Below are 15,612 nucleotides of genomic sequence, written 5' to 3' on the forward strand. Positions count from 1 at the left end.
TAGCTCCCCCGGGGTGACGGCTGCCCACCGATATCTTCGCGTCCATGAGCACCCACATCGCGGCCCAGCCGGGTCAGGTCGCACCCACGGTCCTGCTTCCCGGCGATCCCCTGCGGGCCAAGTGGATCGCCGAGACGTTCCTCGAGGACGCGACCTGCTACAGCGAGGTGCGCGGCATGCTCGGCTTCACCGGCACCTGGAAGGGGCAGCCGGTGTCGGTGCAGGGCTCCGGCATGGGCCAGCCGTCGATGGCGATCTACGTCAACGAGCTCTTCGCGGAGTACGACGTGCAGGCGATCGTGCGGGTCGGCTCCTGCGGCGCGCTCACGGAGGAGCTCGCCCTGCGCGACCTGGTGCTCGCGTCCGGTGCCTGCACGAACTCGAGCATGAACCAGCAGCGCTTCCACGGGCTCGACTACGCGCCGGTCGCGGACTTCGGGCTCCTGCGGGCGGCCCATGACGCCGCCGTTGCACGTGACCTGTCGCCCCACGTGGGGCTCATCTTCTCGACCGACAGCTTCTACTGGCCACGCGCCGAGCTGATGAAGCCGATGGTCGAGCACGGCGTCCTGGCAGTCGACATGGAGGCCTCGGCGCTCTACACCCTCGCTGCAGCGTTCGGCCGCAAGGCGCTGACGATCTGCACGGTCTCGGACCACATCGTCACCGGCGAGGAGACGACGGCGCTCGAGCGCGAGCAGAGCTTCGGCGCGATGGTGGAGATCGCCCTGGCGGCGGTGGGCTAACCCTCGACCAGCTGCTCGAGCGCAGGCCGGTCGGCCAGAGCAGCGGGCCGGACGGTCGCACCCGTGCGGACGTAGTGGAACGCCGCATCGACGTGGTCGAGGGGTGCACCGACCAGCTCGGCCCAGGCCAGCCGGTAGATCGCGAGCTGCAGCGGATCGGCGGTCTGCTCGCGGTTGGTCTTCCAGTCGACGACCAGCCAGCGGCCGTCGGGCTCGGCGTACACGGCATCGATGCGCCCGCGGACGACCTGGCCGGCGAGGACGAGGGCGAACGGCGCCTCCACGGCGTGGGGCACGCGGTCGCCGAACGGACCGGCCTCGAAGCTGGTCACCAGCTGCTCGAGGTCACGCGCATCCTCGATGCCGGCGTCTGCGCGGCCGGGGAGCTCGTCGGGATCGATGACCTGCTGCTGGCCGAAGCGCGCCTCGACCCACGCGTGGAACCGGGTCCCGAAGCGCGCCGCGGGCGAGGGCCGCTTCGGCATCGGCCGGACCAGCTCCCCGACGAAGCCCTCGGGGTCGTCGCGCAGACGCGCCAGCGAGGTCGCCGAGAGGCTCGCCGGCATCGGCACCTCGACCACCGAGGCGTGCTCGGCGACAGCCTCGGCGAGCAGGCGCTCGATGTCGGCGTCCCACTGCGCGACCAGCGACGCCTCGACGGTGTCGAGGTCCTCAGGCTCCTCGTCCGGGTGTGCCTGCCGCTCGATCGCCTCGCGGACCACGGCAGCGGCCCGCACCCGGAGCTGTGACTCCTCGGTGCGGGCGGTCACCGGCCACGGCGCCAGCTGGCCCGCGTCGGCGTACGGGTTGGTCGTCTTCGCCGGCGGCTTCTCGAACCACGGCTCCGGCAGCTCGCCCCAGCCCGCCAGGCACTCGCGCACGATCTCCTGGTACGGCGACGGGCCGAACGGGGTGGCCCGCGAGCCCCAGAGGTACGACGACACCGACATCTCGTGCCGGGCCCGGGTGAACGCCACGTAGCCGAGGCGCAGCTCCTCGGCCTGGTCGACCGCCCGCGAGTCGGCCCGGAACCGCTCCAACGCGGCCTTGTCGTAGCCGTCGAGGCGGGCGAGGTCTCGCGCGTCGCCGCGCAGCGGGTTGGGCAGCACCGACGGGCTGCTGGTCCACAGCGGCCGCGGTGTCTTCGTCGGGAACCGCGACTCACCCGCGCCCACCAGGAAGACGACGTCCCACTCCAGCCCCTTCGCGCGGTGCACCGTGAGCAGCTTCACCGAGTCGGCCTCGGTCGGCGTCGCGATGTCCAGGCCGGTGCCGAGCTCGTCCTCGGCGGTGAGGTAGGCGATCAGGGCAGGCAGGGTGACCTCGCCGTCGACAGCGGAGAACTCCGCGACGGCCTTCACGAACAGGTCGAGGTTGTCGCGGCGGGCGGCGGCCGCCGGGCTCACCGCTGCCGCGAGCTCGATGTCGATGCCGCAGGCGTCGATGATGCGTCGGACCAGGTCCAGGAGCGGCTCACCGGCGTGCCCGCGGAGGTGGCGCAGCTCGGTGGCCAGCAGCGCGAACCGCTCACGGGCCTCGGCGGAGTACGCGAGCTCGCCGGCGTCACCCAGCGCGTCGCACAGGGCGGCCAGCTCGGCGGGGTCGTGGCCGGACACCGCTCGGTCGAGCTCCTCGACGATGTCACTGGCGCGGCCGCGGCCGCGACGACCGCCGGCCAGCTCGGCGGCGCGGCGACCGAGCAGCGCGAGGTCGCGCGGACCGATCGCCCAGCGCGGCCCGGTGAGGAGGGTCAGCAGCGCGTCGTTGGCGGTGACGTCGTGCAGCAGCCGCAGCGTCGCCACCACCTCCGCGACCTCGGGAAGCCGGAGGAGACCGTTGAGGCCGACGATCTCGACAGGGATGTCGGCCCGGCTGAGCTCGTCGAACACCTCTGCGGCATGGGCGTTGTCGCGGACCAGGACGCCGATCTCCGACCAGGCCGGCGTCGGCATCGCGTCGTGGGCCCGCCTGACCTCGGCGGTGAGCCAGGCCAGCTCGGCCGCGCCGTGCTCGTGGACCAGCGCGGTGACGGCACCCTGCCCTGCCTCGGGCTTCGGCCGGAGCGGCTCGACGCCCGGCGTGGCGGCGTACAGCGGGGCGGCGAGCTCGTTTGCCGTCTCGAGGATGCGCCGGTCGGAGCGCCGGTTGACCGAGAGCGGGTACGTCGCGACGTCGGCCGCACCGCCGGCGCGCGGGAAGTCGTCGCCGAAGTGGACGATGTTGGAGACCGACGCGCCCCGCCAGCCGTAGATGGCCTGGTTGGGATCGCCGACCGCGGTGACCGGGTGACCACGCCCGTGATCGGCGTCAGGACCGGAGAACAGCCGCCGGAGCAGTACCGCCTGCGCCACCGAGGTGTCCTGGTACTCGTCGAGCAGCACGACCCGGAACTTGTCGCGCTCGAGCGCCGAGACGTCGGGCTGCTCGGAGGCCAGCCGCGCCGAGAGGGCGATCTGGTCGGAGAAGTCCATCACGCCGTGCCGCCGCTTCGCCTCACGGTAGGCGGCGACCAGGTCGAGCAGCTCGGCGCGGCGGTCGATCGCCGAGACGGCCTGCGCCGACGCCTTGACGTAGGTCGACCGGTTGGCGCCGGCCTCCTCCTCCGCGATCGCCGCCACGAAGCCGCGGCGCTCACCTGCGTCGAAGTCGCGCACCTGCCCGGCATCGACGAGGTGCTCGCTCATCGCGCTGTCGAGGGCCAGGACGTACTGGATGACCGTCTCCGGGTGGTCGCTGAGGAACTGGACGGGCCCGGTGTGCCGGGCCACGACGCGAGCAGCGAGCTGGTAGCGGGAGGCATCGGCGAGCACGCGGGTGTCCGGCTCGTGGCCGATCCGCAGGCCGTGCTCGGTGAGCAGCCCCGCGGCGTAGGAGTTGTACGTCGCGACGGTCGGCTCGAGGACGTCCGGGTCGTCGAGGAAGCCGGCGACGGTGAGCGCCGACCGGATCCGGGTGCGCAGCTCGGCAGCGGCCTTCGTCGTGAAGGTCAGCCCGAGGACCTGGCCCGGCTCGGCGAGCCCCGAGGCCACCAGCTGGACCACTCGCGCCGCCATCAGCGAGGTCTTGCCCGAGCCGGCGCCGGCCACGACGAGAGCGGGCTCGAGTGGCGCCGAGATCGCCGCCCACTGCTGCTCGCTGACGGCGTAGTCGGTGCGCATCAGCTGCTGCAGCTCACGCGGGGAACGGGGTCCGGCCGTGACGTCGGCAGCGGTGACGGTGCTCATCGGTCGAACACCGTGCCGGACCCCTTCACCGGGCAGATGATCGTGAAGGTGCAGTTGCGGCAGTGGTCGCCGGCGTGGGCGACGAACTCCTCGCGGCGGAGCATCGCCGCGACCTCGACGAGCCGGTCGGACATGCCCGTGTGGCCGGGGTCGTCGGGGCGTTGCACCTGCACCTTGGCGTCGTCGCCGGGGGCGGCACGCAGCTGGACCAGCTCCGCACCGCTGACCGGCGCGTCGCCGGCGACCTCAGCGAACGCCCCGTGGCGGGCGGCGTACTGGTAGAGGCCGAGCTGGATGTGCTCGCTGACCTTCGGCCCGGTCGGCGCGTACTTGCCCGTCTTCAGGTCGACGATCACCAGCCCTCCGTCGCCGTCGACCTCGAGCCGGTCGGCGAAGCCGCGCAGCTCGACCTGCTCGCCGTCGGGAAGCTCGACGGAGGTCAGGAAGCTCTGCTCGGTGGCGAGCAGCGTGCGCCGGCGATCGCCGAGGTGCCAGCGCACGAACCGCGAGAGCGCCTGCGCCAGCGCCTCGCGCTCGCGACCCTTGGCCCACGGCGTGCGGAACGTGATCTGGTCCCAGACCCGGTCGACGTAGTCGAGAAGCCCGCCGACGTCGGGATCGGCCGGCAGCTCGTCGCGCGAGATCCGGTCGGCGAGCGCGTGCACGATCAGGCCCACCCCCTGCGAGCTGTTCGACAGCGTCGAGCCGCCCGCCTCGCGCTCGAAGAACCACTTCGCCGCGCACTCGTCGATCTCGCCGAGGTCGCTCGCCGAGAGCCGCAGCGGCCGGTCGCTCTCCCGCAGCGGGCCTGCGGCGTGCGACGGCGCCCGCGTGCCCCACCAGCGGGCCGGGTCTGCCTGGGGCGCCAGCACCCGCTCGCCCGTCCGCGTCGTCGCGAGCCTTGCGAGGCGACGGGCCGCGGCGTCGCGGAGCGCAGGGCCGGTGGCAGGGTCAGCGACCGTGCGCCGCAGGTCGGCGACCACGCCGGCCAGCGAGAGCGGGCGCGCAGGTCGGCCGGCCCGGTGGACGACCTCGACGCCGAGCTCGCGGAGGAACCGCGACGGCTGCTCGCCGTCGTCCTCCGGCGAAGCCACCGCCGTCACCACGAGCCGACGTCGCGCACGAGTGCAGGCGACGTAGAACAGGCGGCGCTCCTCGGCGAGCATCGCGGACACCGGGATCGGCGGCTCCAGCCCGTCGAGGGCGAGACGCTCGCCCCCGAGGAGCGACCGGCGACGGCGTACGTCGGGCCACGACTCCTCCTGGACGTGGGCGACGACCACGACGTCCCACTCCAGGCCCTTGGACCGGTGGGCGGTGAGCAGCCGCACCGCCTCCCCGCGCACCCCCCGGTCGGCCAGCGTGTCACCGGGGATGTCCTGGGCCACGAGGGTGGACAGGAACGTGTCGACGGCGGTGTGGCCGCGCTTGCTCTCGATCCGCGCGGCCGCGTCGAACAGCGCGCAGACTGCGTCGAGGTCGCGGTGCGCGAGCCGTGCGCCCGCGCCACCGCCGGCCGCAGCACGGCGCAGGCGCTCGGGCCAGGACGTGCCCGACCAGAGCTCCCACAAGACCTCCTCGGCCGAGCGACCGTCCGCCACCGCATCGCGCCCGCGTTGCAGGAGGACGACGAAGGCAGCGAGCTTGGGCGCCCCCGGATCGCCGGACTCGACCGTCAGTGTGCCGGTGACGGCCTGCTCCATCAGCACCGGTGACGGCCGCGGCGCTCGGCCCTCCGCGTCGGCGGCGACCTTCTCGCGCGCACGCAGGGCGCGGGCGAGCGCACGCAGCTCGAGGGCGTCGAGACCCGCGAGCGGCGAGAGCAGCAGCGCCTCGGCGTGGCCCTCGACCGCGCCGCCGACGACCACGCGCAGTGCGTCCAGCAGCGGCTGCAGTGACGGCTCGCGGACCAGCGGAGTGTCGTCGGAGGCCACCTCCACGGGTACGCCGGCGGCGACCAGCGCCCGGCGCAACGGCGGGATCGTGGCGCGCCCCGACCGCACCAGCACCGCCATCCGCGCCCACGGGACTCCGTCCTCGAGGTGGGCACGGCGGAGCAGGTCTGCGATGTGCTCGCTCTCGGCGCGAGGCGTGTCGTGGGTGTGCGCCTCGACGCGCCCGGCCGGGGCCCGGGGATCGGGCCAGGGGGCGCGGAAGGCCCGGAACGTGTCGGCGTCGATCGACCCCGACACGCCGATCGCCGAGGCGATGCGGCTGGTCGCCGTCGCCATCCTGGCCCCGAACCGGCGAGTGGTGCGCAGCGCGACGACGGGTGCCGGGGCGCCGTCGGCGCGCGGGAAGACGGCCGGGAAGTCGAGGATGCCGCGGACCTCCGCGCCGCGGAAGCCGTAGATCGACTGGTCCGGGTCACCGACGACCACCAGGTCACGTCCGTCGCCGGCGAGCGCCTGCAGCAGCTCGACCTGGCTCGGGTCGGTGTCCTGGTACTCGTCGACGAAGACGTGCCGGTAGCGCCGGCGGAGCTCGTCGCGGTGGTCGTCGGCGACGCGACCGGCTCGCCGGATGAGGTCGGCGTAGTCCAGCGCTCCCTCGGCGTCGAGCACCTCGTGGTACTGCTCGAGGAACCATCCCGCAGCCACCAGCTCGGGATGGCCGGAGCGCTCGCCGACAGCCCGAAGCGTGGTCGGGTCGAGGCCGCGCTCCCGGGCGCGCGCCAGGGTGTCCTGGACCTCGCGGGCGAAGCCGCGCGTGCCGACCGCGCCGCGGAAGCCGTCGGGCCACCGCACCGACTCCGGGGCATCGGTGAGCAGCTGCTGCAGGACGACGTCCTGCTCGGCCGCCGACAGCAGGCGCAGCGACTCGGCGTAAAGCTCCGGTGGGGAGTAGCGGCGGACCAGGCCGTAGGCGAACGAGTGGAAGGTGGCGCACAGGATCGACGACGTCGTGCGGTCGAGACGCGCGGCCACGCGGTCGCGCAGCTGCTCGGCGGCCTTGCGGCTGAAGGTGAGCGCCAGCACCGACTCCGGATCGACGCCGCGGCCGTCGATGCGCTCGACGATCGCCTCGACCAGCGTCGTCGTCTTGCCGGTGCCCGGCCCGGCGAGCACGAGCAGCGGACCCCCGTCGTGCTCGACCACCCGGCGTTGCTCGGCGTCCAGGGACGGCGGCGCAGTCACCTCGGCACGTCGCGGCACGAGGTGGTAGGACGGGCTGCTCACTGCTCCACCCAACCATTCGGCGCCGACAGGGAGGCGGCGATCCGCAGGATGTCGGGGAACGGTGCAGAAAAGGGTGAAGGGCCCGCACAAGTATGAGTTGCACGGGCCCTTCAGGTGATCTGCGGGTGATTCCTTCGATCGACCTGCTCCTCTGATCCGGCCCGGTGGCTCATCACCGCCACCTCCGGCAAGTTGCCCCGCCGGCTGGACCTTCTCTTCCGAGCTGATCGGCTTTCCCCGAGGGGATCGCGTGAGAGAGTTCTATGCCCTCCGGAGCTCGTGCGCAAGGGACTTTCGCCAACTATTTGTGCGAATTCTCGCCGCTCGGCGTGTCCTCCACAGATGCGGCTCCGCCGTCCACAGGAAACGTGGGTTGTCCACCGGGTTGTCCACCGTTTTCGCCTCAGCCTGTGGATTCAGCCGAGCTCGTCGAAGCCGTGCCGACCGCCCTCTGCTCCGTCTTCGGGGAGCCAGACCGCGGCCCTGATGTCGACCGCGCCGGAGGTGCGCAACGGGGTGCCTTCGGCGAGGTAGGCCTGACGCGCCTCGGGTCCGTGCGAGTCCGGGAGGGTGCCGTCGGCGCGGACGACGCGCCACCACGGCACCGGCCCGCCGTACGCCGCCATGACTGCACCGACCTGCCGCGGACCGCCGTGGCCGACAGCCTCGGCGATCAGCCCGTAGGTGGTCACGCGGCCCGGCGGCACCTGCTCGACGACGCGCAGCACCTGCTCGACGTAGTCGTCGTCCACGCAGGAAGGATGGCACGTCCTGGTCTCGACCCGCCCTGGCGGGTTCGCTCGACCTCTTCGCGTCGCAGCCCTGCTCGTTCCTCGCAGACACCCCAAGGTCTCGACCCGCCCTTGCGGGTTCGCAAGCTCACCCGCAGGCTCGCTCGACCTCTTCGCGTCGCAGCCCTGCTCGTTCCTCGCAGACACCCCAAGGTCTCGACCCGCCCTTGCGGGTTCGCAAGCTCACCCGCAGGCTCGCTCGACCTCTTCGCGTCGCAGCCCTGCTCGTTCCTCGCAGGGCTGCGGCTCAGAGGATCGCAGACCCCGTGAACGTCGCGTGACCGTGGACGATGCGCAGCCCGGGAACTCCGTGCTGGGAGGCGAACGCGACGGCGTCCGCGAGGCTGACGACCGTGTTCTCACCGGTGGCGGTCGACGTCGTGAGGATCCCTACCGCCTGTCCGGCGCTGTCGAGGAAACCGCTGCCCCGCGCTGCTCGACCGCTCGCGAGCGGCGTGGTCACCGTGGCCGTACCCCCGCCGCCAGCGGAGACCTGACCAGCGCGGGGCAGGGTCCGTGCACCAGGTGACGGCCGTGTCAGGCCGAAGACCGTGGTGCCGGCGGCGGGCAGTTCCCCCAACCCGCTCGGACCGCCCCAGTAGGGCATCGTCGCGTCCGCCTGGCGGCGCAGCGTGCCCCGGATCTGGACGAGTGCGAAGTCGTTGGCCGCGCACGTGGCGGCGTCGACCACTCCGGCGCGGCGCAGGGCCCGCAGCGAGGAGTAGCGCAGCTCGCCGTAGCCGAGGGTCCGGCCGCGGTCCGCGAGGCGGACGCGGGTGCCCAGCGGCAGCGGCCGTGCGGCGCAGGGGTTGCCCGTCGCCGCGGTGCGGGTCGCGCAGGAGGCGGCGTACCCGAGGTAGGTGCGGTTCCCGGAGTCGCGGAACACGAAGCTCGCGGTGCACGTCCGCCCGGCCGTGACCAGCTGGGTCCCTGGTCCGACAGCGCTCGCGCCGGCGCTGAACGGAACCGCGGCCACTGGACCAGTCGCACCGCCGAGCACGACCAGGGCGGCCGTGAGGCCGACCAGGACGGCGGCGAGAACTCCCTTGCGGGTGGGCTGGATCTGCATGGGAACAGCGTGCGGCATCCCGGGGCGTTCTGTCGCTTTAGCCCGTTTTGCGGAGTGGACCAGTTCGCCCCTTTTCGGGCGATTTGCTTGACAGGTCCCGGGATCCGTGCAGCGCCGCCCGCTGGCTCAGTACGACGGCTGCGAGGGGTCGACCTGGTTGACCCAGGCGACGACGCCGCCACCGACGTGCACGGCGTCGGAGTAGCCCGCGCCCTTGACGATCGCCAGCGCCTCGGCCGACCGCACGCCGGTCTTGCAGTGCAGCACGATCTGCTTGTCGCCGCCCGTGAGCCGGGTGAGCTCCTCGAGGGCAGTGCCGTTGAGGAACTCGCCCTTCGGGATGAGCACGGCGCCCGGGATCCGGTTGATCTCGTACTCGTTGGGCTCGCGCACGTCGACGAGCACGAAGTCGCGGGCGCCCTCCTCGCGCTCCTTGAGCATGTGCTCGAGCTGCACGACCGAGATGGTCGCGTCGGCTGCGGCGTCGGCGGCCTCTTCGCTGATCGCGCCGCAGAACGTCTCGTAGTCGATCAGGTCGGTGACCGTGGGGTTCTCGCCGCACAGCGCGCAGTGGGGGTCCTTGCGGACCTTGAGCTTGCGGTACTCCATCTCGAGGGCGTCGTAGATCATCAGCTTGCCCACCAGCGGGTCACCGATGCCGGTCAGCAGCTTGATCGCCTCGTTGACCTGGATCGAGCCGATGCTCGCGCACAGCACGCCGAGCACGCCGCCCTCGGCGCAGCTGGGGACCATGCCCGGCGGCGGCGGCTCGGGGTAGAGGCAGCGGTAGCAGGGTGCGTCCTCGACCAGGGTGGGCGCGAACACGCTCGCCTGCCCGTCGAAGCGGTAGATCGAGCCCCAGACGTAGGGGATGCCGAGGAAGTACGCCGCGTCGTTGACCATGTACCGGGTCGCGAAGTTGTCGGTGCCGTCGACGATGAGGTCGTAGCCCCGGAACACCTCCATCACGTTGTCGTTGTCGAGCCGCTCCTCGTGGAGGATCACCTCGACCAGCGGGTTGGTCTCGGCGATCGACTCCTTCGCCGAGAGCGCCTTCGACCTGCCGACGTCGCTCTGCCCGTGGATGACCTGCCGCTGCAGGTTCGACTCGTCGACCTCGTCGAACTCCGCGATGCCCAGGGTGCCCACCCCGGCCGCGGCCAGGTACAGCAGCGCGGGACTGCCGAGCCCGCCGGCGCCGATGACGAGGACCTTCGCGTTCTTCAGGCGCTTCTGGCCGGTCATGCCGACGTCGGGGATGATCAGGTGGCGGCTGTAGCGACGGACTTCGTCGACGGTCAGCTCGGCGGCCGGCTCGACCAGTGCGGGCAGGGACACGACGCTCCTCGGAACGGATCAGGAATGGTGCTCGCGGACCTCAACGCCGCGAGGCCTCTCCATGTTCCCCGAGGGGGACCGCCGCGGGACGGCGAGGTCCGCCATCCGGAACGTCCTACCCGGCGCCGTCGGAGGGCTCGTCGGCGACCGGTGCGGCGAAGACCACGGCGTTCGACTCGTACGTCACGCCGTTCCAGTCGTCGCAGGTGATCAGCACGAGCCTGCCCGGTCCACCCAGGGTGAAGACCTCCTTGGCGTCACGGGCCAGCTGCTCGGTGGAGTAGATCTGGGTGCGCTGCACGACGTACCGGATCCAGCCGGCGTCCGTGCGGACGCGCACCGAGTCGCCCACGACGAGCTTGTCGAGGTGGTCGAGGGCGCCCCCACCGGTGTGCACCGTGTGCCCGGTGACCACGGCGCTGCCGTACTGCGCGCCGGCGGGCTGGCCCTCGCGCCACCAGCCGAGCTGCTGCGGATCCGACGGCGGCAGCAGCGAGCCGCTCTGGCCGCTGATCGCGATCACGCTGGAGTCGACGTGCAACCGCGGCACGCTCACCTCCCGCGGCGGGCCGGCGGCCCGGAGGCGTACGCCGGACAGGCCCTGGGCCTGCTGGACGACCTCGGGCGGCACCACCGAGCTCGTCGGCGGGTCGACAGGCGGATCCTGCACCGGGGTGCCGGCAGCGTGGCCGCCGGGCACCAGGTCGGCGAAGAGCCTCGGCACCGAGGGCGCAGCCCACGGCAGCGCCGCACAGGCGGCGACCACGACGGTCACCAGCGTCACCTTCACGGGCGTGCTCAGGCGACCGCGCGTGCCCGACGAGGTCAGGTTCCGCGACTCGACCCGGGCGATGTAGTCGGCCAGGCCCTCCTGAGGTGGCACCGGGTCGGCGGCGCTGTCCCAGGCAACCACCTGGGCGTCGATCTCGGTGGCGATGCCGGCGCGGGCCGCAGCGCGCTGTGCCAACGCCAGGGCGCGGGCGTTGGCCCGGTCCACGTGTGCCTGCGCCTTGCCCGCCGTCCGCTCGAGCGTGCGCTGCGCCTTCGTGGCCGCTCGATCGGCCTTCGTCCGGGCCTTCGTGGTGACGCCCTCGACCCGGCGCTGCGCCCTGGCGGTGACGCGGGCGATGGCGGCGTCGGCCTTCGCCGCAGCACGTTCGGCGTCCTTCTCGGACCGGGCCTTGGCCAGCGCAACCGCGGCAAGGGACTCCTCGGCCAGTCGGCTGACCCGCGCCTGCTCAGCCGCCGCGGCGCGCTCGGCAGCGTCCCGCGCGCGCGCCGCCTTCGCGGCCTTGCGCTCCGCCTTGACGCGGCCGGCGTCGATCCGCCGCTGGGCCTTGGCGCGAGTGCGCGCCGCCTGCTGCTCTGCCTTGGTCGCGACCTTCGCGGCAGTGGCCGCGTCCCGTTCGATCCGCGCGTGCTCCAGCGCGGCCTCCCGCTCGCGGGCGGCGCGGGCCCTGGCCGCCTCGCGGTCCGTCCTGGCCGTGGCTTCTGCTGCCGACCGTTCGACCCGCTCCTGGGCCTTCTCCTGCCCCGTCTCGGGCACCTCGGTCTCGGCGCTCGGCCGTGGCCGGTCCACTGCCGGCTGGGGAGCAGGAGTGTCTGCATTCGCCGGCTGCGAGCCCGCCGCCGTACCGGCCGTGGGACTCGGGCGCTCGGCGCCGGGCCTCGCCTTCGCCGCGTCGCGCGCGGAGCGCGCCTCCGCCTTGGCTGCAAGGGCTGCCGCGCGGTCCAGCACGGCCTGCTCCTTGGCCGCACGGCGCTTCTCCGCGGCGCGCACCTTGGTGGCTGCCCGCTCGGCCCCTGCGGCGGCGCGGGAGGCCTTGCGCTCGCGCTTCAGCTCGTCTGCGGCGGCAGTCCGCTCCGACCTGCCGGTCGCCTTCGCATCCTTCCGCTCGAGCTCCAGCTCTCGCGCGGCAGCGGCCCGCTCGGACTTGTCGCGTGCCTTCGCCTCGGAGCGCGCAGACCGGCTCTCGGCCCTCGCCTCGCGACGCCGGGCTCGGCCGGACAGTGACGGCTCGGGGGGTGGCGCGAGCTCGGTGCGCTCGCGCTCAGGCTCCCCCGCGTCCACTGGTTCGAGCTCGGGCGCGTGCTGACGCCGCGACATCTGCACCTCCGCCCCCGGCGCGCCCCTCCGCGCCGCCTGCTCAACGGTACGACCGGAGCGGCGCCCACGAGTGGACTTCGCGGACTTCGGGGACTTCTCGGACACCGGCTCGGCGCGACGCCGGCGACCCTGCCGAGGCGCCCCAACCACCGACTCCGCGACCCAGCGTCCCGGCAGCCAGTCGTCGAGCACCTCGACGGGCGCAGCCGGCTCCTCGGCCGATGCGGCGTCCTCCGCCTGGGCGCCGCCGATGAGGTCCTCGACCGTCGCGGAGTCGGCCGGCGCGTCCGACGAGGGTTCCCACGAGTCGGAGTCGGTGCGCTGTGCGGAGATCTTCTCGCCGTGCACCAGCGTGCGCACGGCGTCGAGGAACGACGCCTGCCCGTCGGGCTCGGTGATGTGCGACTCGGCCGGGATCTCGGCCGGGTCGGAAGAACCGGGCTCGTGCTCCACGGCCGGCGTCACCTCAAGCTCCGCATCGAGTGGCGCCCGGTGTCCCTCACCGGGCCTCGCGGCAGCGCCTGCCGCGAGAGCACCGAGGGCGACGACCGGAGTTCCCTCCGGACGCCGCCCTCAGCGGTTGTTCAGATCATGCGTACTGAATCTGGTCGGTGAGGATCAGATCCGCGAGGCGCGGCCGGTCGCCCGGAGACGCAGGCCACCCGCACCGGCCAGCATCACCATGCCGGCGACCATCAGGGCCAGGCCCTGCTCGCCGCGCACGTCCTGGACCGTCGTACCGGCCAGACCGGCGTGGACCACCGTCGGGGTGACCGTCGCCTTGGTGTGCTTGGTGTGCTTGATCTTCGGCGGGCTCACCGACGGGGTCGTCGGCGTGGACACCGTGCCACACACCGCGGCAACCGGGAAGCTGTGCGTCTCGGAGTAGGTCGGCAGACCACCGGCGAAGACGGTGCCCTTGTTGGCCGTGGCGGTCACCGTGATGGTGGCGCCAGGCGCGGCAGGCGCCGTGCTCTGGACGGTCACGTCGGTGTCGTCACCGGTCACCGCGAAGCTCGCCGTGTTGGTGTTGGCGCAGCTCGGGTCGGTGAACTCGACGTCGACGGCGATCTCCGTGTCACCCGGCGGGGTGACCTCCTCGTTGCAGTGGTTGCCGAGGATCGTCTGGTCGCCCTGAGCGGCAACGTGGATCGTCTGACCCTTCTTCACGAACGTGACGTCGGGGTAGATGTCCGACGTGTGGTCAGCGAGCACGTGACCGACGTAGAACGCGTTGACCGACGTGGTCAGCTCGTTGTACGGGTGCGACTCCGAACCCGTCGAGTGGCAGAACGTGACCTTGACGGCCGCGTTCGCCGGCGTGGCGGTCACCATGAGGGCGACGCCGCTGGACATCACCAGCACGCCGAGGGCGGCCAGGAAGGTGGCGGCCCGGCGCGCGGGTGTGCGCTTGTTCTTCAACTTGTTCCCCATTGTGGTTTTCCTGCCCCAGATCCAGTTGCCTCGCGGCAAAGATGAAGTGCCCCCGAGTGAGCATTTGGCCACGCCGCACATTGTCTGGACGGCGTGATGACTACATCCGGACAGAGCAGGGGCCCCGCCGGTAAATACCATTCGACGGCCAAACGATCGAGGGGCGCAAAGCGTCACGGGGCGCTGTCTAGTCCGGGACCGGGTACTGAAATGGCTCAAATCGGACAATAGCCCGAATATTCGCCAAAATGCCTCCGACCGGAAACCCGAATGCAGGTCGGCTCCGTAGCGAGGTCTTTTCCGGTCCGCACGCCGGACGGCCGCAGACGGACGCGACCTGCGGGCGCCGGGTACGCCGGAGTAGGCTCGCCCCGGCATCCGCCACCTGCTCACCTGAGACCTGCACCGCCCAGACCGAAGGGGCCAGCCGCGTGACCACTCCCGCGACCCGTCCGGCCGCCGGCGAACGCGTCCCCCGGGGGAGCCGCCTCCCCCGCCGCGCCCGGCGAGCCCAGCTGCTCGAGTCCGCCCTCGAGGTCTTCGTCGCGCAGGGGTACCACGCGGCCGCGATGGACGACATCGCCGACCGCGCGGGCGTCTCCAAGCCGGTCCTCTACCAGCACTTCCCGGGCAAGCTCGACCTCTACCTCGCCCTGCTCGACCGAGCGGCCGACACGGTCATCGAGCGCACCCGCGACGCCCTGGAGTCGACCGACGACAACAAGCAGCGGGTCGCGGCGACGATGCACGCCTTCTACACCTACGTCGCGAGCGAGGAGGGTGAGTTCCGGCTCGTCTTCGAGTCCGACCTCACCAACGAGCCCGCGGTCCGCGAGCGGGTCGACCGAGTGACCACCGAGTGCGCAGGCCTCATCGCCCACGTCATCCACGACGACACCGGCCTGCCCGACGAGGAGTCCCGGCTGCTGGCCGTGGCCCTGGTCGGAATGGGCCAGGTCAGCGCCCGGTTCTGGCTCCAGGACCGTTTGCAGGGCAGTGTCACGATCGAGCAGGACACCGCGGCCGGCCTCGTCGCCGGGCTCGCCTGGCGCGGGATCCGCGGCTACCCCCGCAACGACGAGACCAGCTGACCCGCACGTCCCCCGCATCCCCCGCACACCCCACTGCACAGGAGGTCCTCCCGATGGAGGTCAAGATCGGCGTCGTGAACGCCAGCCGCGAGCTCACGATCGACACGACGCTGGACGCCGCCGAGCTGGAGGACCAGGTCCGCTCGGCACTCACCTCGGGCGGGGTGCTGACGCTGTCCGACGCGAAGGGCCGCCGGATCGTCGTACCGGTGGAGAAGCTGGCGTACGTCGAGATCTCCACGAGCACCGCCGGGCAGGTCGGTTTCCGCTCCTGACCACGGGGGAACGCTGATCCCAGCGTGACCGACCACGCGCTACCGGGAGCCGTGATGACCGACCAGGACAAGGTGCCGAACCCCTACCTTGCCGCGATCCGGGAGAACCGCCGCCTCAGCGTCGACCCGGCGCACACGCTGGCGACGGTGCTGGACAAGGCCGTCAGCGCGATGGAGGCCGGCGCCTGGATCGGCGGCAGGGCCGACTCCTTCCACTCCGCGCTCACCGGACACCGCACGACCGCGCGCGACGCCGGCCCCCGCAGCCTCCAGGAGTTCGACGACGCCGCAGCGGGCCAGCCCGAGATGGTCGATCCGGGCTCGTGGCAGGTGCACTGGCACAACCTGAGGGCGTGAC

The 15,612-nt window shown here is 72.5% G+C and carries 11 protein-coding genes; 4 read left to right on the forward strand and 7 right to left on the reverse strand.

Features of this window, described 5'->3' with window-relative positions:
- Nucleotides 1-44: 44 nt before the first annotated feature.
- Nucleotides 45-746 carry a purine-nucleoside phosphorylase gene (deoD, locus tag ACVW00_RS15630; RefSeq protein ID WP_457111816.1) on the forward strand — a complete coding sequence of 234 codons (702 nt, stop codon included), beginning with the start codon at nucleotides 45-47 and terminating at the stop codon, nucleotides 744-746.
- Here the strand turns inward: deoD and ACVW00_RS15635 are convergent.
- The 7 genes from ACVW00_RS15635 to ACVW00_RS15665 all read right to left on the reverse strand — a co-directional run bounded on the left by ACVW00_RS15635 (nucleotide 743) and on the right by ACVW00_RS15665 (nucleotide 13,888).
- On the reverse strand, nucleotides 743-3,970 hold the full coding sequence (locus ACVW00_RS15635; protein WP_457111817.1) for a UvrD-helicase domain-containing protein: 3,228 nt from the start codon (nucleotides 3,968-3,970) through the stop codon (nucleotides 743-745). The two genes, deoD and ACVW00_RS15635, sit on opposite strands and share 4 nt — an antisense overlap.
- Complete coding sequence (locus ACVW00_RS15640; protein WP_457111818.1) at nucleotides 3,967-7,149, reverse strand: ATP-dependent helicase; 3,183 nt, start codon at nucleotides 7,147-7,149, stop codon at nucleotides 3,967-3,969. The genes ACVW00_RS15635 and ACVW00_RS15640 overlap by 4 nt, the downstream gene beginning before the upstream one ends.
- Before the next feature lie 416 nt (nucleotides 7,150-7,565).
- The gene (locus ACVW00_RS15645; RefSeq protein ID WP_457111819.1) at nucleotides 7,566-7,901 is read right to left on the reverse strand and encodes an MGMT family protein; all 336 of its coding nucleotides are present in this window, start codon (nucleotides 7,899-7,901) and stop codon (nucleotides 7,566-7,568) included.
- 286 nt (nucleotides 7,902-8,187) lie between these two features.
- Nucleotides 8,188-9,009 (reverse strand): hypothetical protein, encoded by an 822-nt coding sequence (locus tag ACVW00_RS15650; protein ID WP_457111820.1) that lies wholly within the window; start codon nucleotides 9,007-9,009, stop codon nucleotides 8,188-8,190.
- A 126-nt stretch (nucleotides 9,010-9,135) separates the two neighbouring features.
- On the reverse strand, nucleotides 9,136-10,347 hold the full coding sequence (moeZ, locus tag ACVW00_RS15655; protein WP_457111821.1) for an adenylyltransferase/sulfurtransferase MoeZ: 1,212 nt from the start codon (nucleotides 10,345-10,347) through the stop codon (nucleotides 9,136-9,138).
- Nucleotides 10,348-10,462: 115 nt separating this feature from the next.
- Nucleotides 10,463-12,919: a sortase domain-containing protein gene (locus tag ACVW00_RS15660; RefSeq protein ID WP_457111822.1), complete on the reverse strand. Its 2,457-nt coding sequence runs from the start codon at nucleotides 12,917-12,919 to the stop codon at nucleotides 10,463-10,465.
- 153 nt (nucleotides 12,920-13,072) lie between these two features.
- Nucleotides 13,073-13,888 carry a hypothetical protein gene (locus ACVW00_RS15665; protein ID WP_457111823.1) on the reverse strand — a complete coding sequence of 272 codons (816 nt, stop codon included), beginning with the start codon at nucleotides 13,886-13,888 and terminating at the stop codon, nucleotides 13,073-13,075.
- A 431-nt stretch (nucleotides 13,889-14,319) separates the two neighbouring features.
- On the opposite strand from ACVW00_RS15665, the gene ACVW00_RS15670 reads away from it, so the two are divergent.
- Genes ACVW00_RS15670 through ACVW00_RS15680 form a run of 3 tightly spaced genes read left to right on the forward strand, consistent with a single transcriptional unit; the run spans nucleotide 14,320 to nucleotide 15,611 of the window.
- Nucleotides 14,320-14,979, forward strand: coding sequence for a TetR/AcrR family transcriptional regulator (locus ACVW00_RS15670; RefSeq protein ID WP_457111824.1), 660 nt, complete (start codon nucleotides 14,320-14,322; stop codon nucleotides 14,977-14,979).
- 53 nt (nucleotides 14,980-15,032) lie between these two features.
- Nucleotides 15,033-15,254 carry a DUF3107 domain-containing protein gene (locus ACVW00_RS15675; protein WP_457111825.1) on the forward strand — a complete coding sequence of 74 codons (222 nt, stop codon included), beginning with the start codon at nucleotides 15,033-15,035 and terminating at the stop codon, nucleotides 15,252-15,254.
- 54 nt (nucleotides 15,255-15,308) lie between these two features.
- Nucleotides 15,309-15,611, forward strand: a complete 303-nt coding sequence (locus ACVW00_RS15680; RefSeq protein WP_457111826.1) for a hypothetical protein — start codon at nucleotides 15,309-15,311, stop codon at nucleotides 15,609-15,611.
- Nucleotide 15,612 lies beyond the last annotated feature (1 nt).

The organism is Marmoricola sp. URHA0025 HA25, assembly GCF_054059435.1.

Coding starts and splice junctions, on each gene's coding strand:
- deoD (WP_457111816.1), top strand. CDS start 45: ATGAGCACCCACATCGCGGCCCAGCCGGGTCAGGTCGCACCCACGGTC.
- ACVW00_RS15635 (WP_457111817.1), bottom strand. CDS start 3,970: ATGAGCACCGTCACCGCTGCCGACGTCACGGCCGGACCCCGTTCCCCG.
- ACVW00_RS15650 (WP_457111820.1), bottom strand. CDS start 9,009: ATGCAGATCCAGCCCACCCGCAAGGGAGTTCTCGCCGCCGTCCTGGTC.
- ACVW00_RS15665 (WP_457111823.1), bottom strand. CDS start 13,888: ATGGGGAACAAGTTGAAGAACAAGCGCACACCCGCGCGCCGGGCCGCC.
- ACVW00_RS15675 (WP_457111825.1), top strand. CDS start 15,033: ATGGAGGTCAAGATCGGCGTCGTGAACGCCAGCCGCGAGCTCACGATC.
- ACVW00_RS15680 (WP_457111826.1), top strand. CDS start 15,309: ATGACCGACCAGGACAAGGTGCCGAACCCCTACCTTGCCGCGATCCGG.